Below are 23,482 nucleotides of genomic sequence, written 5' to 3'. Positions count from 1 at the left end.
CGCCCCCTCGCGCAGCCGCTAGATTTCGCGTCACAGGCCTCCCCAGGGCCGGCTCCCCGCACGACGTTGTGCGCGCAGTTCCCCTGCCGGAGGCGACAGAACCAACGCGCAAATGAGAGGGAACATCGATGAAGACGACCCGCCCATCCGCGCGGTGGCGGAGCAGGACCCTCGCCCTCGCGGGAGCCATCCTGCTCGGGGCATCGCTCCTGACCGCCAACGCCGCCTCCGCGCAGAACGATCCACGTGAGGGACTCGAGCCCGGCTACTTCGACGCCGGTGTGGCCGCGAGCGGCATCGAAGTGCTCGCGAACCTGCCCCGTTCCGGACCGTTCGACGCGAACCCGGGCAACTTCGGGTTCGTGAACTCGGATCTCGCGTTCACCGGCGACCACGCGATCGTGGGCAACTTCAACGGCTTCCAGATCTACGACGTCTCCGACCCGGCGGCGCCGCAGTTGCGCACGCAGGTCGTGTGTCCCGGCGGGCAGGGCGACGTCTCGGTCTACGGCGACCTCCTCTTCATGTCGGTCGAGGAGACCCGCGGCCGCATCGACTGCGGAACGCAGGGGGCATCGGGAGCCGTGAACCCCGAACGGTTCCGCGGCGTGCGCATCTTCGACATCTCGGACCTCGACAATCCGGTGCAGATCGGCGGCGTGCAGACATGCAAGGGCTCGCATACGCACACGCTCGTCACCGACCCGGATGACCCGGCGAACATCTACGTCTACAACTCGGGCACGTCGAGCATCCGTCCGGCGGCCGAGCTGGCCGACTGCAACAACGGCGGCGCGACGACCGAGAATCCGACGCACTGGCGCATCGACGTCATCAAGGTGCCACTGGCCGACCCGGCGTCCGCCGCGATCGTCAGCCAGCCGCGCATCTTCGCCGACCCGGTGACGGGCGCGGTGAACGGCCTGCAGAACGGGCCGACGCAGCCGACGCATCCGTCGGGCGGCGCCTACTCGCCGAGCCCCAACACGACGACGTGCCATGACATCACGGCGTACCCCGAGATCGGGCTCGCGGCGGGCGCGTGCCAGGGCAACGGCATCCTGCTCGACATCAGCGACCCGGCCAACCCCGTCCGCCTCGACGCGGTAGCCGACGTGAACTACTCGTACTGGCACTCCGCGACGTTCAACAACGACGGCACGAAGGTCGTGTTCACGGACGAGTGGGGCGGCGGCACGTCGGCTCGCTGCCGGGTGACGGATGCGCCGGAGTGGGGCGCCGACGCGCTGTTCGACATCGTCGACACCCCGGACGGCAAGAAGCTCGAGTTCCGGAGCTACTACAAGATCCCGGCCGCGCAGACCACGCAGGAGAACTGCGTGGCCCACAACGGGTCGATCGTGCCGGTGCCCGGCCGCGACATCATGGTGCAGGCCTGGTACCAGGGCGGCGTCTCGGTGATCGACTTCACCGACACGGCGAACCCGGTCGAGATCGCGTATCTCGACCGCGGTCCGATCGACTTCCCGAACCCGACCGGCCTGAACCTCGGCGGGTACTGGTCGACGTACTGGTACAACGGCAACGTCCTCGGCAGCGAGATCGCGCGCGGGTTCGACACGCTCGCGTTCACGCCGACGGCGATGCTGTCGGCGAATGAGATCGCGGCCGCGGCCGAAGTGCGGATGGACGAGTTCAACGCCCAGCTGCAGTCGAAGATCGTCAACCAGCCGAGCTTCGCGGTGACACGGTCGTTCGTCGACCAGGCCGAGCGCGACGGCTCGCTCGCGGGCAAGGCGCTGACCGAGGTGCGCAAGCACGTCGACCAGGCCGAGAAGCTCGCGGCGGGTCCGGCGAACAGCCGCGCGGTCCAGGCGCAGCTCGACAACGCGGCACGCAAGTCCGGCCTGCCGGCGGACTCCGCGGTCGTGCAGGCGATCAAGGCTCTCGCCGCGGCGCTCAGCTAGCCCGCCCGAGGCGAAGCCTCCCCACGAGGACGGAATGCCCGGTGGCCTCGGCCGCCGGGCATTCCGGCGTCTGCACTCCCGCGCGCGGCGGGCGACGGCGGCGTCAGGTCAGTCGTACTGCGCGAGCAGCTGCTGCATCCGTGCGATCTCGATTCCCTGGTCAGCCTCGACGTGACGTGCGAACAGGCCGATCTCCGTCTCCTGCCCGCCACCTGCTCCGTCGAGGTCGATGACCATCTGAATCGCACCTTCGTGGTGCTTGATCATGAACTCGAGGAAGAGCCGCTCGAACTCGGTCCCCGTCGCCGCTTCGAGCCGCGCGATCTCCTCGTCGGTGAGCAGACCCGGCATGTCCGCGTGGGCGTCGTGCGCGGCATCCGGATCGCGTATCGGCTCGGCACGATCGCGCAGCCACTTCTCGAGCTGCGCGATCTCGTCAGTCTGGCTGATCTCCATCCGTTCGGCGAGCAGGCGGATGTCGCGGTTCGTCGTGCGATCGTCCACGTAGCCGGTCATCACGAGCGCCTGCGCGTGGTGGTGCAGCATGTCGCGCACGAAGCGCACGTCCTCCTCGGTGTACGGCGGGCTGCTCAGGGCGTCGGCGGCCTCCTCCGGCGACAGCGTGCGGTTCGGCTCGCCGGGCGCCCCGGGCTGGATCACCGGGACGGTCGACACGGGTGTGGGCGGCTGCGGATCGGCCGTGCAGGCGGTGAGGACGAACGCCAGGGCCGCAGCCGCGCCGAGGGGCGCGAGTCGCCGGGGTGTCGTCACGTGCGGTCGCCTCTCTCCGATGAGTTGCTTCGTCCATCATGCGGCGTGATGGCCGAAAGTCCAGCGCCGGGGCGCTCCCCGCGCGTTGACACCGCGCCCGCGCCTCTGCGAGCGTGAAGTCGACCGAGGCGAAGGGGCATGAGACGTGGCGCAGGCGAACGAGAGCTTCCCCGACCTCGACATCGGCACGGTGATCGACGTCGAGATCGTGAGCATCACGGATGCCTCGGGCGCCCCGCCCTCCGTCGCACCGGCGCCCGGCCACCTCCCGGGTGAGCGCGTCGAGAATCCGTTTCCCGCTCCGAAGCTCGAGGACGTGCTGTCGGCGCTGCGCGCCGGCGAGACGACCGTGCACGCGACAGGACCCCACCGGGGCGTCGCGATCGTCGGACCACATCAGGTCGAGCTCGAGCTGTATCCCGCCGAGACGCACGCCGGTACGGGGACGGTGGCCGAGCACTTCACGGTGACCCAGATCGACCCCGGCTCGCTGTCGCTCGCACCGGTGGGTGACGATGGCGACTGAGCAGGAGCCGCAGCCGGCCGAGCGCCCCGCCGGCCCCGCGCTCATGCACCTGTTCGAGCAGGAGCTCGCCGCCGCCGACACCACCCGCGAGGCACTGCAGGCACGCGCGAACACCGTCATCACGACCTCCGTCGCGCTCGCCACTCTGTTCCTCGCGTTCGCCGGGCTCGTGCAGGGCCCCGAGGAGCCGCTGGCTCCCGCCGCGCTCGCGCTGCTCGTCGCCGCGGCCGCGACCCTGCTCGCGAGCAGCGTGACCGCGTTCCGACTGCAGGCGTTCAGACGCCTCCCGCGGCTGAGCGACGAGACGCTGGCGCAGTACACGCACCCCGAGCTGGCCGCCGCGAGCGCGCTCGACCTCGAGACGCGCATCCTGCCGACGCTCGCGGTGCGCATCCGCTCCGCGCGGGAGCTCAACGAACGGCTCCACGTGCTCCTGCTGCGCGCGCTGGCCCTCGAGGTCGGCGCGGTCGTGCTCGCTGCGATCGGCGTGGTCGTCCTGCTGACGGTTGCGACGGATGCCGCATCCGCCGTCTGGCCGCTCATCGCCGGCCTCGCTGTGGCGGTCGCGGTCGTGTTCGCAGTGCTCGCGTGGAGAGGGCGCCCGCTCACGGCGCGGTGAGCCCCGCTCAGCGGGCGATCGCCGGCGGGACAGTGATGCGCATGACGGTCTTGCTCTTGCCGATGTGACGCTCGAACGTGAAGCCCGCCTTCTCGAACATGGCCCGCGTGCCGTTGTGGAGGAACGACGCCGACGTCTTCTTGCCGGGCTCGAGCTCGTTGGGGAACGAGACGACCTCTCCCCCGCCGGCCTGCGCGATCAGCTCGAGTGCGCCGTCGAGTGCTTCCCGTGCGACGCCGGAGCGCCGGTGGTCGCGGTCGACGAAGAAGCACGTGATGCGCCACGGTGCCGGGTTCGCCTCGCCCGCGTCGTACTGCTTGCGGTGGTAGATGCGCGGCAGCTGCGCGGGGCTCCCGTACTCGCACCACGCGATCGCCCGATCGCCCTCGAACACGAGGGCGGCGTGCGCGACCCCCTCCTCGACGAGGCGCCGCTTGAACTCCGGGTTCTTGTACTCGGCGCGCGTCGTGGTCTCAGTGTCGTCGTGGAAGTACGTGCAGTAGCAGCCGCCCCAAACCCCGTTGTGCTTCTCAGCGAGCGCCAGCCACGCCGGAAAGGTCTCGGGCGTGAGCGGCTTGATCACGTGACGACCATCAGCCATGGCGCACTCCTCGCGTCGGTGGGGCCAGTGTCGCGCGGGGGTCGGACATCGACGAGGTCAGATGTCGCTGAAGTCGTTCATCGGCGCACTGATCCGGCTGACGACGTCGTCCTCTACGGCGAGCTCGACGAAGAGGATGCCGACCTCGCCCGTGACGAGCGACGTCGTGCCGGGCACCTCGTGACGACCGAGCCGCAGGTGGTCGGCGATGCCGTCCCCGTCTTCGTCCCAGAGGTCCGACGCCCCGGCGGCGACGGCATCCGCTCGTGTCGAGCCCACCGCGATCCCCTCGACCGTCCGGAACGGCACTCCGTCGATCTCCGGCGCGCTCACAGTGATCCATACGCGGGACTGATCTTCCGCGGACATGAGGACACGCACATGAGGCCATTCGTATTCGACCAGCCCACGGCTGTACCACTCGTCGAGCTCGACCGGCGTCGGCACGTGACCGGTGATCTCTTCGAGCGCGGCGAGGATGCGCGCGCCGTCGTCCAAGGAGATCGTCTCGGTCACGCCGTCGCGCGTGTACACGAAGGTCTCCATGGAGAGGACGACCTCTTCCTCGGACCGCGACTCCGTCGGGGCGGGGATGGGAGTCGACGGGGTGGTGGCCGGTGCCGAGGCGGCATCCGTGGACGGCGTCGCGGACGGCGTCTGCGAACAGCCGCTCGCGAGAAGGGTGACGGTCAGAACGAACGGCGCCAGGGCAGGTGATCGCATCCGGGGGAGGGCCTCTCATGATCGCCGACTCGCTCACGCGGGTGGGCGATCGGGGGTTTGCGCGGACAGCGCCGCTGCCCCGACCATTCTCACAGGCGCGACGAACCGGCGACGCACCATCCACAGGGGCACCGCATCTCCAGGCAGAATGGCCGCATGCCCCGCTTCTTCCGGGCCGTTCTGCGGTATCCCGTGATCCTCGTCACACTCGTCGTGCTCATAGCCGTGCTCGTGCTGGAGAGCGCAGGGGCGACGAGCACGGCGAAGTGGATCTCGATCGTCTACGTGTCGGCGATCATCGCCTGGACGCTGGTCGGCATGGTGCGCGACGTGCTGCGCGGGCATGTCGGACTCGACGTGCTCGCGGTCGTCGCGATGGTCGCGACGCTCGCGGTCGGAGAGTACATCGCGTCGCTCATCATCGTGCTGATGCTCACCGGCGGCGAGGCGCTCGAGGACTACGCCGGCCGCCGCGCGCGGCGCGAGCTGACGAACCTCCTCGACCGGTCGCCGCAGATCGCGCACGTGATCGTGCACCCGTCCGACGAGTCATCGGGCGACGTGCAGGACATCTCGGCCGACGACGTGCGCGTGGGCGACGTGCTGCTCGTGCGGCCGTCCGAGATCGTCCCGGTCGACGGCGAGCTGCTCACCGAGTCGGGCTCGTTCGACGAGTCGTCGATCACGGGCGAGAGCCTGCCCGTGACGAGGCGAGCCGGCGACGAAGTGCTGTCCGGCGCGATCAACGGCTCGCGCGCGGTGCGCATCCGCGCGGTGCGCCGAAGCGGCGACAGTCAGTACCAGCAGATCGTCGCACTCGTGCGCGAGGCGCAGGATTCGCGAGCCCCCGTCGTACGGCTCGCCGACCGGTTCGCGATCCCGTTCACGGCGGTCTCGCTCGTGATCGCGGGCGCCGCGTGGGGGATCTCGGGCGACCCGACCCGGTTCGCCGAGGTGCTCGTGCTCGCGACCCCGTGCCCGCTGCTCATCGCGGCTCCGGTCGCCTTCCTCGGCGGGCTGTCGCGCGCCGCCAAGGCGGGAGTCATCGTCAAGGGCGGCGCCGTGATCGAGCAGCTCGCGCGCGTGAGGTCGGCCGCGTTCGACAAGACGGGCACGCTCACGCAGGGCCGCCCCGACCTCGTCGAGGTGCGGCCCGCCCCCGGCTTCGACGCCGACCGCGTGCTCGCGCTCGCGGCATCCGCGGAGCAGTACTCGAGCCACGTGCTCGCCGACGGCATCCGTCGTGCCGCGGTCGCGCGCGGCCTCACGATCGAGCGCGCGGAGCGCGCGAGCGAAGCCGCGACGAACGGCGTCACGGCGACCATCGCGGGGCAGACGGTCGTCGTGGGCAAGCCCGCGTACGTGAGCTCGCTCGCGCCCGACGCCGAGCGCACGCCGCTCGCTCCGGGGCAGGCGGCCGCGTACGTCGCGATCGACGGACGCTACGCGGGAGCCCTCGTGCTCGCCGACGACCCACGCCCCGAGTCGCCGGCCGTCGTGTCGTGGCTGCGGGCGCACGGCGTCGAGCGCATCGCGATGCTCACCGGGGACGCCGCCCCCACCGCCGAGACCATCGCGGCGTCGGTCGGCATCGACGAGGTGCACGCCGAGCTGCTGCCCGCCGAGAAGGTGCACCTCGCGGCACAGCTTCGGCCGCGGCCCGTGCTCATGGTGGGCGACGGCGTCAACGACGCTCCCGTCCTCGCGGCCGCGGATGTGGGCATCGCGATGGGCGCCAAGGGCGCGACCGCCGCCGGTGACGCCGCGGCCGCCGTCGTGCTGCAGGACTCGCTCGCGCGCGTCGCGGACGCGGTCGCGATCGGGCGGCACACGCTCCGCGTCGCGTACGCCGCGATCTGGATCGGCATCGCGCTGAGCATCGGCCTCATGCTCGTCGCGACCACGGGCGTCATCCCGGCCGTCGTGGGTGCGCTCGTGCAAGAGCTCGTCGACCTCGCGACGATCCTCTACGCGCTGCGGGCGCTCGCGGGCCCGGTCGCCGAGCTCGACACGCGGACGAAGACGGATGCCCCGACCGGCGCGACCGCCCCGAGCACCGTCGACCGCGCGACGCCCGCCTGACGCGGCGGGGCTCCACAGTGGTGGCCTTGGGGCGCTACTCCACCGGGATCCTCCGCGCGAAGCAACCGACTAGATTAGGCCGACCTCAACAGCTCGCTCTCGGCAAAGTAGCGAGCGTGGGTCTTCATAAGCGTGTCGATCGAATCGCTGTTGAGTGAGGCGATCTCCCAGTCCTCATCTACACGCTCTGCCTCAAGCTTCAAACGGCACAGCATTGCTTCTCGGTGCCCGTCCGGGCCCAGGAACTCGTGGACCCTGCGGGCGCCGGTGGGGCGATGGTACTCGATCACGAAACCTGGCATGCTCACACCTTCCCACGTATCGCTCGAAACTGGTCATGGATCGCACGAAGATCCTCGCGCAGTTTGAGTTCGGCATCTCGATGGGAGGCCGCCTCCGCCTCAAGCCTAACCCTCAATTGCTCGTCGAAGACTGGGGTCGCAGCGCCTGCGTTCTCCCGCATCCGCAACAGTTCGCGTTCACGGGCATTCCGCGCTTCCTCAGACGCGGAAATCGTGTGGAGGGAGATGGACTGCAAGGCCTCTACTATTCCGCGCTGCAGTTCGTCGTTGGGCATCGTGCCGTATCGGATGTCACGCCCAATGACATCCGCCGCGGCTTCGTATGCGTTCGCCCATGCACTCTGCATGTGTGTACGGACCTGGACCTCAACTCTCACGGGTAGCCGAAGCCACACGTGAACGGCGCGATAGCCGCTGTGCGGAGTGGCTCGGAGATCTTTAATGCACGACGGATCATGGTCGTACAGGCCAGCGATGGCGAGTGCAACCGCGTCCTGCTCGTCGAGCGACATCTCAGCTTCGAACCGCACACCTGCGACATCTTGGACAGACGGAAGCGGGGTCCCAGGGTCACGTTGCAGCTTCTGCCTCAGAGTGTCGATCGTCTTTGGGCGGGATGACACCTCGAAAGCTCGCTCGCCGAGCAGCGGCGTCCAGTCCAACTTGTTGATGTCTTGTTGAACCGATGCCGCAACATCGTTGTACCAGAGCATCACGTCGCTGTAGGCAGGCAGGTGCGGCGGCGGTGCTGTTCCGTCCCGAATGTGCCGGCTCAGGCTTTTCAACTGGTTAGTTGACCACGGGCACGCCAGCATGACGAGATCGTACCCGCCACATGGCTCATGCCAGTTCGTTAGCTCTTCTATTCGAGAACCCGCGTACGGACGGGCACACGATGGGTCGCCGCGGCCGATCCCCGGCCGACGGCCGCGTGACGCGGCATCCGTCTCATATCCGTTCCGGTCGGAATCCGTATCCGACGAGCCGCGCCATGAGCGGCCGCGCGATCGGGATGGCGACGCGCATGACGATCCGCTGCATCCGCGTCGGAGGATTGTCGAGCAGCCGGACACCCCGGCCGGTCGCGATCGTGCGGTGGACGCCGCGCTGGATCCGCTGCATGAGCAACGTGGGCAGCTCGCGGCGCCGCTGCACCGCGACGCACGCTGCGTCGATCTCGGCGGGGTCGCCCGACTTCAGGGCGGGCACGAGAACGCGGGCGGCGGCCACCGCGTCCTGGATCGCGTAGTTGACGCCGACGCCGAACGCGGGTGACATCGCATGCGCGGCGTCGCCGATGAGCAGAACGCCGGGAGACCACCACCGCTCGAGGCGATCGATCTGCACCGACAGGAGGCTCACGTCGGCGAGCGAGCCGAGCTGATCGACGACCGGCCGCAGCGGCGGCACGGCGCGAGCCAGCCGCTCGCGGAACGCGACGAGCCCCTCCTCGCGCATCTCGTCGAACGACCCCTTCGGGATGATCATGCCGCACTGCAGGTAGTCCGGCCGAGGGATCGTGATGACCATGCCCTCCTCCGAGATCCACGCGAGCGTGTCGGGCAGGTCGGTGTCGGGGTAGGGCAGGCGGAACCACAGCACATCGCACGGCACGCCCTGAGCACGCGGGGTGAAGCCGAGCACGTCGCGCACGGTCGAATGGCGGCCGTCGGCGGCCACCACGAGGTCGGCCGCGATCTCGTCCTCGCCTCCGTCGCGCCTCCGCACGCGCACCCCGTTCACGCGGCCGTCCGCCGCGCGCGTCACATCGACGGCTTCGGCTCGCATGCGCAGATCGAACGTCGGATGCTGCTTGCCCGTCGCCGCGAGCAGATCGAGCAGGTCCCACTGCGGCATGAGCGTGAGCATGCGGTTCGGCGGAGGCAGCGTCGTGAAGTCGATCGCGTGCACGCGCACGCCGTTCGCCACGACGTCGAGGCGTGGCAGCGGCTTGTGCGGAACAGCGTCGAACTTCTCGCGGATGCCGAGCGCGTCGAGGATGTTGAGCGTCGACGGATGCACCGTGTCGCCGCGGAAGTCGCGGAAGAAGTCCTCGTGCTTCTCGAGCACGGTGACCTCGACACCCGCGCGCGCCAGGAGCAGACCGAGCATCACTCCGGCGGGTCCTCCGCCGGCGATGCACACCTTTGCCGAGGGGGTCACGTCGGGTCACGTTAGCGCACGACGGGGCGACCGCGGGCAAGGCATCCGCAGTTCGGAAGAATCCTCCGCGGACGAGCTAGGAGGACGAGCGACGCCTCCGCGCGAGCCGCACCACGGAACGGTACGCGGCGCCCACCGCCAGCACGATGACGCCCGCCACGATCGACGGCACGGGAAGTGTGGCGACGAGCACGAGGCATCCGATCATTCCGGTCACCGCGAGCCACCGGGGGAAGCGACGCTCCTCGCGGGGCTGCGTGAAGGCCGACGCGTTCGCGATGAAGTAGTAGAGGAGGACGCCGAACGACGAGAAGCCGATCGCACCGCGCAGGTCGAACGCGAACACGAGCGCGATGACGACGAGGCCGAGCACGATCGTCGCGCGGTGCGGCACGCGATACCGCGGATGGACGCCCGCGAGCCACGACGGCAGGTCGTCTTTGCGGGCCATCGCGAGGGCTGTGCGGCCGACGCCCGCGATGAGGGCGAGCAGCGCGCCGAGCGCGGCGAGCGCCGCTCCGACGCCGACCACGACGACCGCCCAGCTCCAGCCGCCGACCGTGGCGACATCGGCGAGCGGCGAGGTCGACTCCGCGAGGGCGTCGGGTCCGAGCACCGCGAGCGCGACGACCCCGAGCACCCCGTACACGACGAGGGTGCCCGAGAGTGCGAGCACGATCGCCCGTGGGATCGTGCGCTGCGGCTCGCGCACCTCCTCGCCCATCGTCGCGATGCGCGCGTAGCCGGCGAACGCGAAGAAGATGAGGCCCGCCGACTGCAGCACGCCGTACCACCCGGCGTCCGCCCAGCCGTCGGTGAGCCGCGACGGGTCCGCGTCGCCGGACGCGAGCCCCGCGACCACGACGAACGCGAGCACCGCGAGCACGACCGTGACGACGACCCTCGTCACGCCCGCCGTGCGCGTCACGCCGAAGCAGCTGACTGCTGTGAGGGCGGCGACCGCGAGGGCCGCGACCGGCTTGTGCCACTCGGGCGGCACGGCGTACGCGGCGAACGTGATGGCCATCGCTGCGCAGCTCGCGGTCTTGCCGATGACGAAGCTCCATCCGGCGAGGAACCCCGGCCACTCCCCCAGGCGCTCGCGTCCGTAGATGTACGTCCCGCCCGAAGTCGGGTACCGCGCCGCGAGCTGGGCGGAGGACGTCGCGTTGCAGAAGGCGACCGCCGCCGCGAGCACGAGGCCGATGAGCAGGCCCGCTCCCGCCGCCTGGGCAGCGGGAGCCCACACCGCGAACACACCCGCGCCGATCATCGCGCCGAGGCCGATCGCGACGGCGTCGCCGAGCCCGAGGCGGCGGGCGAGGGCACCGGGTCCGGTCATCCGGACGCCCCGTCGGCGAGGAGGCGCACGGCCGGGACATCCGGCTCGGCCCAATCGAGCGCGGCGAGCTCGGCGCGCGCGACCCAGCGCAGCTCGTCGTGGTCGGTGCTCTCGACGGGTTCCGGCCCGTCGAGGCTCGCATGCAGGCAGATGAGACGGATGCCGCCGCCCCCGCTCGGCTCGACGGTGACGAGCTCGCCCGTCACCGAGATCGGCACGCCGAGCTCTTCGCGGATCTCGCGCACGAGCGCGTCGGCGGGCGATTCGGATGCCTCGACCTTCCCGCCCGGGAACTCCCACTTGCCCGCGGCGGCCTTGCCCCGAGCCCGCCGGCACGCGAGGAACGTGCCGTCGCGCTCGACGATTGCGGCGACGACGTCGATCGTCGGGAGGGCGTCTGGCACGCGCCCATCGTCGCATGCCGGGCCGTTCGGGGACGGGCGGCACGAGCCTTTTGTGTATCACTCGGAGAATTGAGCAACTCTGCAGTGAACAACAGGTGAAAACAGGGTTTCGGTTGACCGCAACCGGGAGTAGAGTGACGTTGCGCGCTAGCGATGCTGGGAAACATCGCGCGGGACACCCGAAAGCAAGACCCGGCGCGCATCTGGGGATATCGACCGTCTGACTCGGGCTGACGGGCGAGCACATTTGTCTGGGGACGAAATGCGTGCTGGGGGCACCTCGCACGAGAGTGTCAAGGCGGTCGTCGCATGACGACCTTCGCCGACGACGCTCTCAGTCGACCGATTGCGGCACCTCGCCATGCCGAGGCACCGCTGCGAACACTGATCACGCCTCGCGTGGCGCCGGCCGTCGAGCGCCGGCAGCTCTGGGAACGCCGTTACCGGCGACGCCTGTGGGCCGCCGACACGTTCATCGTCATGGCGTCCGCAGGCCTTGCCGCGTGGATCCAGATCGAGATGGCGAACGTCACGATCTCGGATGCCCCGTGGCAGTACGGTCGCGTGTTCCTGATCACCGTGGCGATCTGGATGAGCCTGCTGGCGATGTTCCAGACGCGCGACCGCCGCATCGTGGGGCACGGCACGACGGAGTACCGTCGCGTCGCCCACGCGACGGGCATGGCTTTCGGGATCCTCGCGATCGGATTCGTCCTGCTGCAGTCGGCGGGCATCCGCATGCAGCTGCTCGTGGCGCTGCCGCTCGGCATGGCGGGCATCGTCTTCGGCCGGTGGGTCTGCCGCCAGTGGCTGAGCGACCAGCGCGCGCAGGGCGACTTCATCTCGCGGGCGGTCGTCATCGGCAACCGGGCGGATGTCGAGTACGTGGTCCGCTCGGTCCACAACGACTCGCTGCTCGGCTACCGCGTGGTGGGCGTGACGCTCGACGACGACCCCGCCGATTCGCTGAACGTCGAGGGTGAGACGATCCGCGCGACGGGCTCGATGCACACGGCGGCGACCGTGGCGGCCCAGCTCGGCGCCGACGCCGTCATCGTCGCGAGCACCCCCGAGGGCGACACCGACTTCCTCAAGCGGCTGAGCTGGCAGCTCGAGGGCACGGCGGCCGAGCTCGTGCTGTCGAACCCGCTCGCCGACGTGGTCGGCCCGCGCATGTCGCTCAAGCCCGTCGAAGGCCTGCCGCTCATCCAGGTCGAGATCCCGACGTTCGAGGGCGGCCGCTACCTGACCAAGCGGCTCATGGACATCGCGATCTCGGCGATCGCGCTCGTGGTCATCGGGCTGCTGACCCCGTTCATCGCGCTCGCGATCAAACTCGAGGGCCCTGGCCCGGTGTTCTTCCACCAGGAGCGCGTCGGTCGCGACGGCCGCATCTTCCGCATGCACAAGTTCCGCTCGATGACGACCGACGCCGAAGACGCGCGCGGCACGCTCGACGCGATCAACGAGGCATCCGGCCCGCTCTTCAAGATGAAGCAGGACCCGCGCGTGACGCGCGTCGGAGCGATCCTGCGCAAGTTCTCGCTCGACGAGCTGCCGCAGTTCTGGAACGTTCTGGTCGGCGAGATGAGCGTCGTCGGGCCGCGGCCGCCGCTGCCGCGCGAGGTCATGTCGTACGACGGCAAGGTCTACCGCCGGCTCTACATCAAGCCGGGGATCACGGGGCTGTGGCAGATCAGCGGCCGCAGCGACCTCTCGTGGGACGACACCGTCCGCCTCGACCTGCGCTACGTCGAGAACTGGTCGGTCATCGGCGACCTGGTCATCGTCTGGCGCACGATCGGCTCCGTCATCAAGGCGCGCGGTGCCTACTGATCGCCGCTCTTGATGCGTCGCGGCGAAGTTCCGCGACCACCAGGCCGGGCGGGCGTTGTGTCCCCAAGAGACGCCCGTCCGGCCGCCAAACGGGGGTGGATCAGCGGCGCTGAGCCGCGTTCGAGGCGGATGCCGCGGCATCCGCGAACAGCGGTTCGAGCACGTCCGCGTACTGCGCGACCCGGTCGGACCAGTCGGGCACGTTGTCGACGGTGAGCGTCGGAGCGTTCTCGCGCAGGGCGGCCGCGACAGCGAGCGGGAAGTCGGCCGGCGACGCGAGCACGATTCCCTCCTCCTCGAGGTCGCGGAACCCGGCGACCGGCGTGCTGACGATCGGTCGCCCGACCGCGCGGTACTCGTACAGCTTGATCGGATCGAGGCTGTCGGTGAACGCATCGACGATGTGCGGGACGATGAGCACCGTCGCGTGCTGCAGGTACGCGGGGATGTCGCGGAAACCGCGCGGCCCGAGGACGCGGACATCCGGATGCGACGTCAACCGCTCGGTGTTGTGCGGGGCGAGCGCGTCGGGCCCCACGAGCACGATCGAGCTGCCGTCGGCCGCGATCGCCTCGGCGGTGCGCACGACGAGCTCGACGTCGAGTCGGTCCTCGTGGAGCGTGCCGACGTAGACGGCCGTCGGCCCGGAGGGAAGGTCGGCGGGGCGCGGCAGCGGCGTGCGATACCGGGCGGTGTCGACGGCGTTCGGGATGAGGACCACGTCCCGCTCCGAGCCTCTCGTGCGCTCGAGACCTGTCGAGCACACGACAACGGCGGCGCACAGGTTCATGAGGATCGCCTCGTTCGCGACGATGCGCCGCCGTTCGCGTCCCGGGCGGTCGGCGGCGAGCCAGTCGTCTGTCATGTCGTACACGGCGGGCAGCCCCGTGTGCGCGACGAGCTTCGCCCACCCGGGGTCGTTCACCCACAGCACCGGGCTCGTCATGCCGAGCGTGCGCATCGCGCGCCGCGCCGCCCGCCGCAGGGCCGCATCTGCGGCAGGACCCACAACGCGCGGGAGGAGCTTGTCGGGCTGGAAAAGCGACAGCCGCCCTTCGTAGCCGTCCGCGGTGCGCAGGCCGCGTCCCCGACGGACGCCCCGCCCCGAGAGCGCGGAGTGCAGCAGGTCGTTCGACGGCTCGACGAACAGCACGCGCAGGTCGGGGTCGCGCCGGAGCAGGCCGTCGATGAGGTACTGGTTCCTGCGCCACACGTCGTCCCACGCCTCGAGCGAGAACACGACGAGATCGCGACCCCTCACGACACCACCAGCACGTGCTCGTAGACGCGGCGCGTCTGGGCGACCTGACGCTCGACGGAGAACTGGCGACGCTGCAGCTCGCGCAGCGCCGCGCCCGCGGACTCGCGCCGCGCGGGATCGCGCAGCAGGTCGTCGAGCACGCGCGCGGCATCGGCCGGATCGCCCGGCGCGAAGAGCAGGTCGGGCCGGGCGGCACCGACCGTCTCGAGGTGCCCGCCGCCCGCGGCCGCGACGGTCGGTGCACCCGCCGCCATGGCCTCGAGCACGAGGATTCCGAGCCCCTCGCGAGGGGTCGGCGCGATGACGATGCCCGCCTCGGCGAGCAGCGCGGGCACGTCGCTGCGGTGCCCGAGGAACTCGACGCTGCCCGCGACACCCCGGTCGCGCGCGAGCGCCTCGAGGTCGCGCCGTTCGGACCCGTCGCCCGCGATGCGGAGCTTCCAGCCCGCGGCGGGTCCGCGCGAGAGCGCCCACGCCTCGATGACGTCGGCGGTGTGCTTCTCGGCCTCGAGCCGCTGCGCGGCGAGCACGTACGGCCGGCGCTCGGCCGCGGCATCCGTCGATTCGACGCCGGAGTGGACCACCTCGACGGGAGGCTCGACGTTCTCGGCCACGAACCGCGAGATCGCGATCTGCGCGGCGAGCGACCTGCCCACCGGCCGGAACATGAGACGCGAGAGCGGGTTGCTGCCGCGCCGACCGGCGAAGTGCCGCGTGCTGACGTGCTGCGGCTTCCGGTGGCGGCGCCGGTGCAGCCAGCCCACCAGGTCGGCCTGCGACATGTGCGTGTGGAGGATGTCGGGAGGCTCGATGGACCGCAGCGACGAGAGCGCCTCGCCCATGTCGTCGCCCGGAAGCCACTGCACCGAGGTTTCGGCGAGGGCGTGCTGCATGTGATCGGCGTCGCCTCCGATCACGACGACGTCGTCGCCGGACGAGGCGAGGCCGGATGCCACGGTCACGATGTACCGTTCCACGCCGGCGAAGCCGGTCGAGCACACGAGGTGCACCACCCGCATCTCTCTCCCCCCGATTCGCGGTCCCCGCGTGAAGTCTATGAGCACGCGCGTCGGCTGTGGTGCCTGCGGCGGTCTGTAGCATGGCGACGTGCGTGTGGCGATGTCGTCGTTCCGATTCAACAACGAAGGCGGCATCGAGCGCGCGTCGTACGAGCTCGCGCAGCGGATGAGCGATCGCGTCGACCTCACGCTCGTGGCGACCGACGTGAGTCCGCCGCCCCCCGAGCCGCTGTCGTGGCTGCGTGTCGAGGCGCGCAGCTCGCCGGGCTTCGTCGTGCCGGTGACCTATTCGGCCGCCGCGACCAAGGCGCTCGAGGGCATGGGCTTCGACATCGTCCACAACCAGGGCGGCTGTGCGGCGCGGCGGCAGGACGTCATCACGGCGCACAGCTGCCACAAGGCGTGGTGGGCGATGAAGTTCCGCAACCGCGAGGTGCTGCGCGCCCTCGCGAACCCCTTCCATCACGCGGTGCTGCAGGTCGAGCAGCGCAACTACCGGCCCGATCGCTTCCACCGTGCGATCGCCGTGTCGCCGACCGTCGCGCGCGAGCTCACGCACTATTACAAGGTCGACCCGGAGCGCATCACGGTGATCCCGAACGCCGTCGACGTGACGCGATTCCAACCGGCGGATGCCGCGCCCCGCCGCGCGCGCATCCGCGCGCAGCACGGGTACACGGACGACGACGTGGTGCTGCTGTTCGTCGGCAAGGAGTTCCGCCGCAAGGGACTGCGCGCCATCGTCGACGCGCTGCCCCACCTCCCCGAGGCATCGCGCCTGCTCGTCGTGGGCGGCGACGACGCGGCGCCGTTCCAGGCCAGGGCGCGCGAGCTCGGCGTGGCCGACCGCGTGACGTTCGTCGGACACTCGCCGGCCGTCGAGGACTACTTCCAGGCGGGGGACGTGTTCGTGTTCCCCACGATCTACGAGCCGTTCGGCCTCGTGCTGCTGGAGGCCGCGGCATCCGGTCTGCCCCTCGTGACGACCCCGCTGGGGGTCGCCGAGGAGTTCGTGCGGGTCGGCGAGAACGGCGCGCTCATCGAGCGCGACGGCGCGTCGATCGCGCGAGCGGTGCGCCCTCTCGTGGAGGACCGCGACCTGCGCCGCCGCATGGGAGAGCAGGCGCGGCGCGACGCGGCGGGCTACACCTCGTGGGAGTCGGTCGCCGACCAGACGATCGCGCTGTACGAGCGCGTGCACGAGGAGAAGAACGCCGGGCACCTGCTCGGCTGACGGGCCGCGGAGTCGGACTCAGCCGGCCGGCGTCACCTCGGTGTCGTACACCCGCACCCAATCGACCTGGAGCGCTGCGGGGAAGGGAGTGTCGACGTTCGGCTCTCCGGGCCAGTCGCCGCCGACGGCGAGGTTCAGGACGATGTTGACCGGTCGTGTGACGGCCCACTCCCACCCGTCCTCCATGTCGGCTCGCGTGACGCGGCCCGTCTCCTGATCGTCGATGAAGAACGTCACGCCGTCGGGGTCCCATTCGGCGGCGAACACGTGCCAGTCGTCCGCCCACGAGCCGTCGTCTGCGGGCGTCTCGATCTTGAGCGACCACGCCTCGTCGTGGCCTGCCCAGTTGCCCCACACCGTGGAGTGCGCCGTGTCGCCTTCGCGCACGAGCTCGACGATGTCGATCTCGCCCACATCGGGCCATCGCGTCTGGTCGTCGTAGACGCCGAGCAGCCAGAATGCCGACCACAGGCCGCCGCCCGACGGAGCTTTGATGCGCGCCTCGAACCGCCCGTACAGGAACGCGTCGCGGCTCACGAGACGCGCCGATGTGTAGTCCGCCGAGCGACCCTGATCGTCCGTGCCCTGCTCGGCACGGGCGACGATCGAGAGGACGCCGTCCTGTACGAACGCGTTCGTGTCGCGGTCGGTGTAGAACACGATCGAGCCGACGCCCCAGTCCCCCGCGCCCGTGCTGTGCCGCCACGCGGCGAGTCCGTCGTCGAACTCGTCGGCCCAGTCGAGCCCCGACTCGTCTCCGACGACGGGTCCTGTGGGAGTCGGAGTCGGTGCGGGGGTGACGGATGCCTCGCCGCCCGGTCCCGGCTCGGCGGCGCACCCCGACGCGAGCGCCACAGCCGACGCGAGCGCGAGCGCAGACGCAGCGCGCACGGCAGAGCGCACGGCGCGATCGACCGGTCGGCGCGTGTGCCTGCGACGTGATGTGCTCACGCGTGCCCTCCTTCTCGCGGTGGGCGTGCGTCCCCGCATCCGACGATAACCCGCGATCAGCCGACGCGATCTGAGTATCTGATGGGACCTTCGAGGAAGATCGCGCGACGGCGCCGGGCCTCGGCCGCTGTGCTCCCGCGCGCGACGAGCGCCCGCACGGTCGCGCCCGCGATGACACCCGCGCGGAAGACCTGCCACCCGAGTGCGCCGAAGTGCTTGCGCTGGTACTTCTCGCCGCTTGCGAAGAACAGCGCTTCGCGTCGCGTGCTGTCGCCGCCGGTGCCCGCGCCGATGTGGGTCGAGTCGACCTCGGCGACCGCGATGTCCCATCCCGCGTCGCGTGCGCGCTTCTGCCAGTCGACCTCTTCGGCGTAGAGGAAGAACTGCTCGTCCATGAGTCCGATCTCGGCGATCGCCTCGGCCCGCAGCAGCAGCACCGACCCGATCGCGAAGTCGCGGGCGCGGTCGAAGCGCCCGAGGCCGAGCGCATCGATCCACGCGCGCAGCGGCGAAGGGAAGGGCCACCACACGCGCACCGGCGCACCCGTGTCGGGCTCGGTCTGCGTCGCGCCGACGGCCGCGCGACGCGGGCGCGCGTGGAGCGTCTCGTGCATCGCCCGGATGCCGTCCGGCCCGATGCGCGCATCGGGGTTGAGCAGAAGCACGTCGTCGCCGGCGAGACCCCGCTCGGCGAGCGAGCGGAGCGCGGCGTTCACGCCCGCGCCGAACCCGAGGTTGCGACCCGGGTCGATGTAGTGCGCCCCGCGACGCACGGCGAGCTCGGTCGTCACGGGTGACGAGGAGTTGTCGACGATCGTGAGGGGGAACTCGCCCCCGAGCATCTCCAGCGCGCCGTCGAGCAGCGCGGGGTCGCCGTAGGCGACGGCGACCACCTGCGGCGGACGACGCCGGCCGGAGTCGTTCGCCGGCAGCACTTCCCGGTAGAGCTCGTCCTGCAGCTCGGCGACGCGCTCCCAGGTGAACTCCGCGGCTCGGCGCAGACCGGCGACGCGCAACTCGGCCCACCGCGAAGGCTCGAGGGCGTCAGCGAGCCCGGCGGCGAGTGCCTCGGGGGCTCCGGGTTCGACGAGGATTCCGGCATCCGCGACGACATCGGGGATCGCGCCCGACCGGCTGGCGACGACCGGCACGCCCGACGCCATCGCCTCGACGGCGACGCGGCAGAACTGCTCGAGCCACCCCGGCCACGGGATCGACGGGACCGCGATCGCGTCGACGCGGCGGTAGCGGTCGGCGAGGTCGTCTCCCTGCGCGAAGTCGAGGAACGCGACACGCGACGTCACGCCGAGCTCGTCCGCGAGCGCGACGAGCTCCGCCTTCTGCGGACCGTCACCCGTGATCTCGAGGCGCCAGTCGGGATGCAACGCGATCGCCCGCAGCAGCGTGTCGACGCCCTTGTAGGGCTCGAGGCGGCCGACGTAGCCGATCGTGGGCGGGTCGGCGGGTGCCTCACGCTCGGCGGGCCGGAACTGCGCCGTGTCGACGCCGAGCGGGATGAGACGCACCGGTCCCCTGAGGCCCTTGCGCACGAGGATCTCGCCGGCCTCGGTGTTGCACACGTACGCGGCGGCCGCACCTCGCAGCGCCCACCGCTCGAACCACCGGAACGGGATCGGATAGCGCTTCTCGAGGTTCTGCGCCGAGTAGAGCACGTACGGAGCGCGCGAACGGCGCAGCAGGCGAAGCAGGAGGATCTCCGCTGTCGCGAGCGAGAACGGCTCCTCGTGCAGGTCGATGAGGTCGGGGCGAGCGCCCAGGGCGCGCCACAGCGGCCCCGGGGCGTAGAGGAACGCGTTCGGATGCGAGCCGATCGTCGCGGCGACGCGCACGAACCGGTCGCCCTCGGTCTCGAGCGGCACGAGCCGCCCGCCCTCGTTCCACCGCTTCGCCGACACGAGGGCGACGTCCACCCCGCGGCGACGCAGCGCGCGCTCGCGTTCGCGCCACGCCGACACCACGCCGTGATGCGCGACCCGCAGTACTCTCACGTCTCCCCCAAAGCCGTCTCGCGTGCGCGGAGCACGCCGTCAGTCGCGGATTCCCCGCAGCCGTCGCACGACACCGTCGGCGAGGCCGAGCGGCGCGGTGCGCAGCGCCCACCACACCTCCGATACTGCCCGCAACGGATGACGCTCGCCCAATGCGCGCCGAGCCGCGCGCCCCGCGCTCCACCACGCGAAGCGGTCGTTCTTGCGTGCGCTGTCGCGCAGCGCGGCGACGAGTTCGTCGTCCCCGTCGGCTCGGGCTGCCTTCTCGTGCCGCCGCACGACCTCGTCGATCGACGCCACGAGCGCGCGATGGCGGCCCGTCGAGTTCTCGCCGTAGGCGCGGTAGTCGACGAGGGCACCCGGCACGAAGAGGAATCGCCCGTGCCGCGCGAGCCGCAGAATGAGGTCGTAGTCCTCGGCGAGGCGCAGCCCTTCGTCGAACCCGCCGACCTCGACGAACCGGTCGCGCCGCATCACGAGATTGCCGAGCAGGATGCCCGTGCGGCGGCGGGCGATGTCGGCGCTCGACCCGACCGCGATCTGGTCGGCGGGGGCGAGCACACGGTCGCCCGTGGCGTCGATCGTCTGGATTCCGCAGTAGCTCGCGACCGCATCCGCATCTTCCGCGTGCGCGGCGACGTGACGTGCGAGCCGCTCCGGATGCCACCGGTCGTCGTCGTCGAGGAAGGCGAGCAGCTCGCCGTGCGCCTCCCCCGCGCCCCGGTTGCGGGCGGCACTCACACCGGTCGGCGGCTGGCGCAGCAGGCGGGCGTTCTCGGCCCGCGACACGATCGCCGCTACCGCATCCGGATCGGGCGATCCGTCGTCGACGACGATGAGCTCGACGGCCGGATGCGTCTGCGCCGCGACCGAGTCGAGAGCCTCACCCAGGTGCTCTCCGGCGCGGTTGGTCGCGACGACGACGCTGACCAGCGGCGGGCGGGCGGGCATAGGCGAATGCTACCGACTTCACGCGCGGCCCCTGCCGCGCGCTTCAGTACAATCGGCACGACTCGGGGCGGACGGAGACGGTGATGGGGGACGACGGGCCGGTCGTGAGCGTCGTCATCGCCGCGCGCAACGCCGCCGCGACGATCGGCGACCAGCTCGACGCGCTCGCACGCCAGAGCGTGGACGTGCCATGGGAGGTCGTCGTGTGCGACAACGGCTCGACGGATGCCACGGCCGCCGTCGCCGAATCGCACGCGTCCGCCCTGCCGAGCCTGCGGGTCGTCGACGCATCGGCCGCACGCGGCGCGGGCGGAGCACGAAATGTCGGCGTCGAGGCGGCCCGCGGGTCGATCGTCGCGTTCTGCGATGCGGACGACGTCGTCGACGACGGCTGGCTCGCCGGGATCGTCGGTGCGATGCGCGCGCACGACTTCGTCGGGTGCACGTGGGGCATGTCGCGCCTGAACCCCGAGCACCCCGAGGGCCTCACGATGGGCCCGACGTTCCGGCTCGAGACGCTCCCCCACCTCGCGTTCGCGGGTGCCGGCGCAATGGCCGTGCGCCGCGACGTCTTCCTCGCCGTGGGCGGTTTCGACACCTCGCTCCCGATCGGCGAGGACACCGACCTGAGTTGGCGGATCCAGCTCGCGGGCACGCCGCTCGGGGAGGCGCCGGATGCGATCGTGCACATCCGCGAGCGCTCCGAGCTCGGCGCGACGCTGCGGCAGTGGTACCGCTACGGGCGCGCCGAACGCCAGCTGCGGGCGAAGTTCGCCCATGTGCCCGTCCCCGCCGACGCCACGCCGCAGGAGCACGAGTCGTCGGGTGGCCAGGCAGCCGAGCTCGCCGACAGCGCGAAGCGCAAGCTGCGCCGGCTCTTCCATCTGCGCGGCTGGCGCGATGTCGCGCCGTTCCTGCAGCGCCAGGCACGCAGAGCGGGCCTTCGGTGCGGCCGCATCGACCGGAGCGTGCGACCGTACGACGGTCCGGGCTCGACCCACGCGGAACGGGCGACGGCGTGAGCGCCCCCGAGGTGTCGGTGATCGTCCCCGCGTACAACGCGGCGGCGACACTCGGCGACCAGCTCGCGGCACTGCTCTCCCAGCCCGCCGCACACGAGATCGAAGTGCTCGTGTGCGACAACCGCTCGACCGACGACACGTCCGCACTGGTGCGGCGGTGGGCCGAGCGCGACGCGCGTGTGCGGCTCGTCGACGCGTCCGCGCGGCGCGGGCCGGCGGCGGCGCGCAACATCGGCGCCGCGGCCGCGCGCGGGCGCGTGCTGCTGTTCTGCGACGCGGACGACATCGTGGGCGACGGGTGGCTCGAGCGCATGGCATCCGCCCTCCTCGACGACGTCGAGGTCGCTGCGGGCACGCTCGAAGGTCGCTCGCTCAACACCGGCAACCGCTTCTCGGTGAGCTGGGAGGTCTCGGGCGACATCCGCCTCGCGTTCTGGCCGCGCTTCCGCGCGACGGCGTCGAGCAACCTCGGTGTGCGCAAGGACGTGTTCGACGAGGCGGGCGGCTTCGACGAGCTCCTGCTCACGTGCGAGGACCTCGACTTCTGCTGGCGCGTTCAGCTCGCGGGGCATCCGCTCGTGTACCTGACGGATGCCGTCGTCCACTCCCGCCAGCGCGACGGGCTGCGGGCGGTCTTCCGTCAGGCGCGCTCGTACGCGGCGGGGACGCGTGCGCTGCGATACAAGTACTCGGCGATCGCGGCGGCCGACACCGACCCGCCGGCACCGGCGGCCGTCGCTCCGCCCGAAGGCGACGAGGGAGGACGCGGCGCGGGCGCCGCCGCATCCGGTCGCGTCGCTCGCGTTCTCGGTCGCCTCGGGCGGATCTTCACGCGAACCGGCCAGGCCAACATCGCGTGGCGACTCGGCGAGGCCCTCGGCAAGCGATTCGGCCGGATCGATCCCCGCATCCGTCCGCTGCCGCCATCGCTCCTGGAGCAGTACCTTGCGGGCGATCGTCAGTAGCGGATGTGCGTGCGCACGTTGACGTGCTTGGCCAGCAGGTCCTTGACGGTCAGCGTCTCGTAGTCGCGCTCGTCGAGCCCGTCGAGGATGCGGCGCAGCACGCCCGCACGGTCGAACGCCGGAAGGCGCTGGCCCTCCTCGAGCTTCTCGGGGTCGCCGCGATGGTCGTGCAGCAGGAGGATCGCGCCCGGGAACACGCCCGCGAGCGATCGCTCGGCCACCGCCGACTCCTCGTCGTCGATCCAGTCGACGGCGTCGCCCGACCAGTTCACGAGACGCAGGCCGAGAGCGCGGATGCCGAACGCCTGCGCGAGCGTGTGCTCGCCGTAGGGCGGGCGGTAGGTGCGCAGCCGCGTGCCCGCCGTGTCCTCGACGAGCGCCTTGGCATCGCGGATGCGGCGGACGGCCGTGCGCGTGCTCATCGTGAGGAGCGAATCGTGGGTGTCGCCGTGCAGCGCGAGCTCGTGACCCTCGTCGACGATGCGACGGACGATCTGCGGATGCCGCTTCACCTGCTGCCCGAGCACGTAGAACGTCGCCGTGCGACCGCGCTCGGCGAGCAGGTCGAGGATGCGCGGGGTGTCGTCGGGATTGGGCCCGTCGTCGTACGTCAGCGAGAGCGTGCGGTCGGTCGTGTCGACGCAGTAGGTGCCCAGCGGCGAGCTCGCGAACGACGGCACGAAGCGCGGAAGCGCGCTCTGCGCGGAGAACTCTCCGCCCACCAGCTCGCGGCCGCCCCACACGACCACCGGTCGAACGACGACCGCCTTCAT

The 23,482-nt window shown here is 71.0% G+C and carries 21 protein-coding genes; 8 read left to right on the top strand and 13 right to left on the bottom strand.

Annotated elements, in window-relative coordinates:
* Positions 1-128 precede the first annotated feature (128 nt).
* A complete protein-coding gene (locus VFF97_RS04490) occupies positions 129-1,928 on the top strand; it encodes a hypothetical protein (protein WP_325032301.1) in 1,800 nt (599 codons plus the stop codon).
* 108 nt (positions 1,929-2,036) lie between these two features.
* Here VFF97_RS04490 and VFF97_RS04485 read toward each other — a convergent pair whose 3' ends face one another.
* Positions 2,037-2,699, bottom strand: a complete 663-nt coding sequence (locus VFF97_RS04485) for a DUF305 domain-containing protein (RefSeq protein WP_325032300.1) — start codon at positions 2,697-2,699, stop codon at positions 2,037-2,039.
* A gap of 145 nt (positions 2,700-2,844) precedes the next feature.
* Between VFF97_RS04485 and VFF97_RS04480 the strand changes: the two genes are divergently transcribed.
* Positions 2,845-3,225 (top strand): hypothetical protein, encoded by a 381-nt coding sequence (locus VFF97_RS04480; protein ID WP_325032299.1) that lies wholly within the window; start codon positions 2,845-2,847, stop codon positions 3,223-3,225.
* Positions 3,209-3,844, top strand: a complete 636-nt coding sequence (locus VFF97_RS04475; protein WP_325032298.1) for a hypothetical protein — start codon at positions 3,209-3,211, stop codon at positions 3,842-3,844. The genes VFF97_RS04480 and VFF97_RS04475 overlap by 17 nt, the downstream gene beginning before the upstream one ends.
* Before the next feature lie 7 nt (positions 3,845-3,851).
* Here the strand turns inward: VFF97_RS04475 and VFF97_RS04470 are convergent, their stop codons facing one another.
* Both VFF97_RS04470 and VFF97_RS04465 read right to left on the bottom strand, forming a co-directional pair.
* Positions 3,852-4,445, bottom strand: a complete 594-nt coding sequence (locus tag VFF97_RS04470; RefSeq protein ID WP_325032297.1) for a GNAT family N-acetyltransferase — start codon at positions 4,443-4,445, stop codon at positions 3,852-3,854.
* A gap of 57 nt (positions 4,446-4,502) precedes the next feature.
* Positions 4,503-5,168, bottom strand: a complete 666-nt coding sequence (locus VFF97_RS04465; protein ID WP_325032296.1) for a hypothetical protein — start codon at positions 5,166-5,168, stop codon at positions 4,503-4,505.
* 156 nt (positions 5,169-5,324) lie between these two features.
* On the opposite strand from VFF97_RS04465, the gene VFF97_RS04460 reads away from it, so the two are divergent.
* A complete protein-coding gene (locus tag VFF97_RS04460; RefSeq protein ID WP_325032295.1) occupies positions 5,325-7,250 on the top strand; it encodes a heavy metal translocating P-type ATPase in 1,926 nt (641 codons plus the stop codon).
* Positions 7,251-7,554: 304 nt separating this feature from the next.
* Here the strand turns inward: VFF97_RS04460 and VFF97_RS04455 are convergent, their stop codons facing one another.
* The 4 genes from VFF97_RS04455 to VFF97_RS04440 all read right to left on the bottom strand — a co-directional run bounded on the left by VFF97_RS04455 (position 7,555) and on the right by VFF97_RS04440 (position 11,461).
* On the bottom strand, positions 7,555-8,367 hold the full coding sequence (locus VFF97_RS04455; RefSeq protein WP_325032294.1) for a hypothetical protein: 813 nt from the start codon (positions 8,365-8,367) through the stop codon (positions 7,555-7,557).
* A 133-nt stretch (positions 8,368-8,500) separates the two neighbouring features.
* Positions 8,501-9,715 carry an FAD-dependent oxidoreductase gene (locus VFF97_RS04450; protein ID WP_325032293.1) on the bottom strand — a complete coding sequence of 405 codons (1,215 nt, stop codon included), beginning with the start codon at positions 9,713-9,715 and terminating at the stop codon, positions 8,501-8,503.
* A gap of 76 nt (positions 9,716-9,791) precedes the next feature.
* Positions 9,792-11,057, bottom strand: coding sequence for an APC family permease (locus VFF97_RS04445; RefSeq protein WP_325032292.1), 1,266 nt, complete (start codon positions 11,055-11,057; stop codon positions 9,792-9,794).
* Positions 11,054-11,461 (bottom strand): (deoxy)nucleoside triphosphate pyrophosphohydrolase, encoded by a 408-nt coding sequence (locus VFF97_RS04440; protein ID WP_325032291.1) that lies wholly within the window; start codon positions 11,459-11,461, stop codon positions 11,054-11,056. The genes VFF97_RS04445 and VFF97_RS04440 overlap by 4 nt, the downstream gene beginning before the upstream one ends.
* Positions 11,462-11,770: 309 nt before the next feature.
* On the opposite strand from VFF97_RS04440, the gene VFF97_RS04435 reads away from it, so the two are divergent.
* Positions 11,771-13,297 (top strand): sugar transferase, encoded by a 1,527-nt coding sequence (locus VFF97_RS04435; RefSeq protein ID WP_325032290.1) that lies wholly within the window; start codon positions 11,771-11,773, stop codon positions 13,295-13,297.
* Between the two features lie 100 nt (positions 13,298-13,397).
* Here the strand turns inward: VFF97_RS04435 and VFF97_RS04430 are convergent, their stop codons facing one another.
* Both VFF97_RS04430 and VFF97_RS04425 read right to left on the bottom strand, forming a co-directional pair.
* The gene (locus VFF97_RS04430; RefSeq protein WP_325032289.1) at positions 13,398-14,558 is read right to left on the bottom strand and encodes a glycosyltransferase; all 1,161 of its coding nucleotides are present in this window, start codon (positions 14,556-14,558) and stop codon (positions 13,398-13,400) included.
* Positions 14,555-15,577: a glycosyltransferase family 4 protein gene (locus tag VFF97_RS04425; RefSeq protein ID WP_325032288.1), complete on the bottom strand. Its 1,023-nt coding sequence runs from the start codon at positions 15,575-15,577 to the stop codon at positions 14,555-14,557. Before VFF97_RS04425 ends, VFF97_RS04430 begins: the two co-directional genes overlap by 4 nt.
* A gap of 88 nt (positions 15,578-15,665) precedes the next feature.
* Here VFF97_RS04425 and VFF97_RS04420 point away from each other — a divergent pair, with 88 nt between their 5' ends.
* Positions 15,666-16,811, top strand: a complete 1,146-nt coding sequence (locus VFF97_RS04420; RefSeq protein ID WP_325032287.1) for a glycosyltransferase family 4 protein — start codon at positions 15,666-15,668, stop codon at positions 16,809-16,811.
* An 18-nt stretch (positions 16,812-16,829) separates the two neighbouring features.
* Here the strand turns inward: VFF97_RS04420 and VFF97_RS04415 are convergent, their stop codons facing one another.
* From VFF97_RS04415 to VFF97_RS04405, 3 genes are read right to left on the bottom strand one after another with little or no spacing between them, the layout of a single operon-like run.
* A complete protein-coding gene (locus VFF97_RS04415; RefSeq protein ID WP_325032286.1) occupies positions 16,830-17,762 on the bottom strand; it encodes a glycoside hydrolase family 16 protein in 933 nt (310 codons plus the stop codon).
* Between the two features lie 56 nt (positions 17,763-17,818).
* Entirely contained in the window at positions 17,819-19,771 is a 1,953-nt protein-coding gene (locus VFF97_RS04410; protein ID WP_325032285.1) for a glycosyltransferase, read from the bottom strand.
* A gap of 39 nt (positions 19,772-19,810) precedes the next feature.
* On the bottom strand, positions 19,811-20,722 hold the full coding sequence (locus VFF97_RS04405; protein ID WP_325032284.1) for a glycosyltransferase family 2 protein: 912 nt from the start codon (positions 20,720-20,722) through the stop codon (positions 19,811-19,813).
* 83 nt (positions 20,723-20,805) lie between these two features.
* Between VFF97_RS04405 and VFF97_RS04400 the strand changes: the two genes are divergently transcribed.
* Positions 20,806-21,744, top strand: coding sequence for a glycosyltransferase (locus tag VFF97_RS04400; protein WP_325032283.1), 939 nt, complete (start codon positions 20,806-20,808; stop codon positions 21,742-21,744).
* On the top strand, positions 21,741-22,709 hold the full coding sequence (locus VFF97_RS04395) for a glycosyltransferase (protein WP_325032282.1): 969 nt from the start codon (positions 21,741-21,743) through the stop codon (positions 22,707-22,709). The genes VFF97_RS04400 and VFF97_RS04395 overlap by 4 nt, the downstream gene beginning before the upstream one ends.
* Here VFF97_RS04395 and VFF97_RS04390 read toward each other — a convergent pair.
* Entirely contained in the window at positions 22,703-23,482 is a 780-nt protein-coding gene (locus VFF97_RS04390; protein WP_325032281.1) for a polysaccharide deacetylase family protein, read from the bottom strand. The genes VFF97_RS04395 and VFF97_RS04390 overlap by 7 nt on opposite strands.

The organism is Microbacterium sp., assembly GCF_035687345.1.
Taxonomy (GTDB): Bacteria; Actinomycetota; Actinomycetes; order Actinomycetales; family Microbacteriaceae; genus Microbacterium.
The sequence above is the reverse complement of the archived record's forward strand: the minus strand, read 5'-3'. Positions and strand labels throughout refer to the sequence as shown.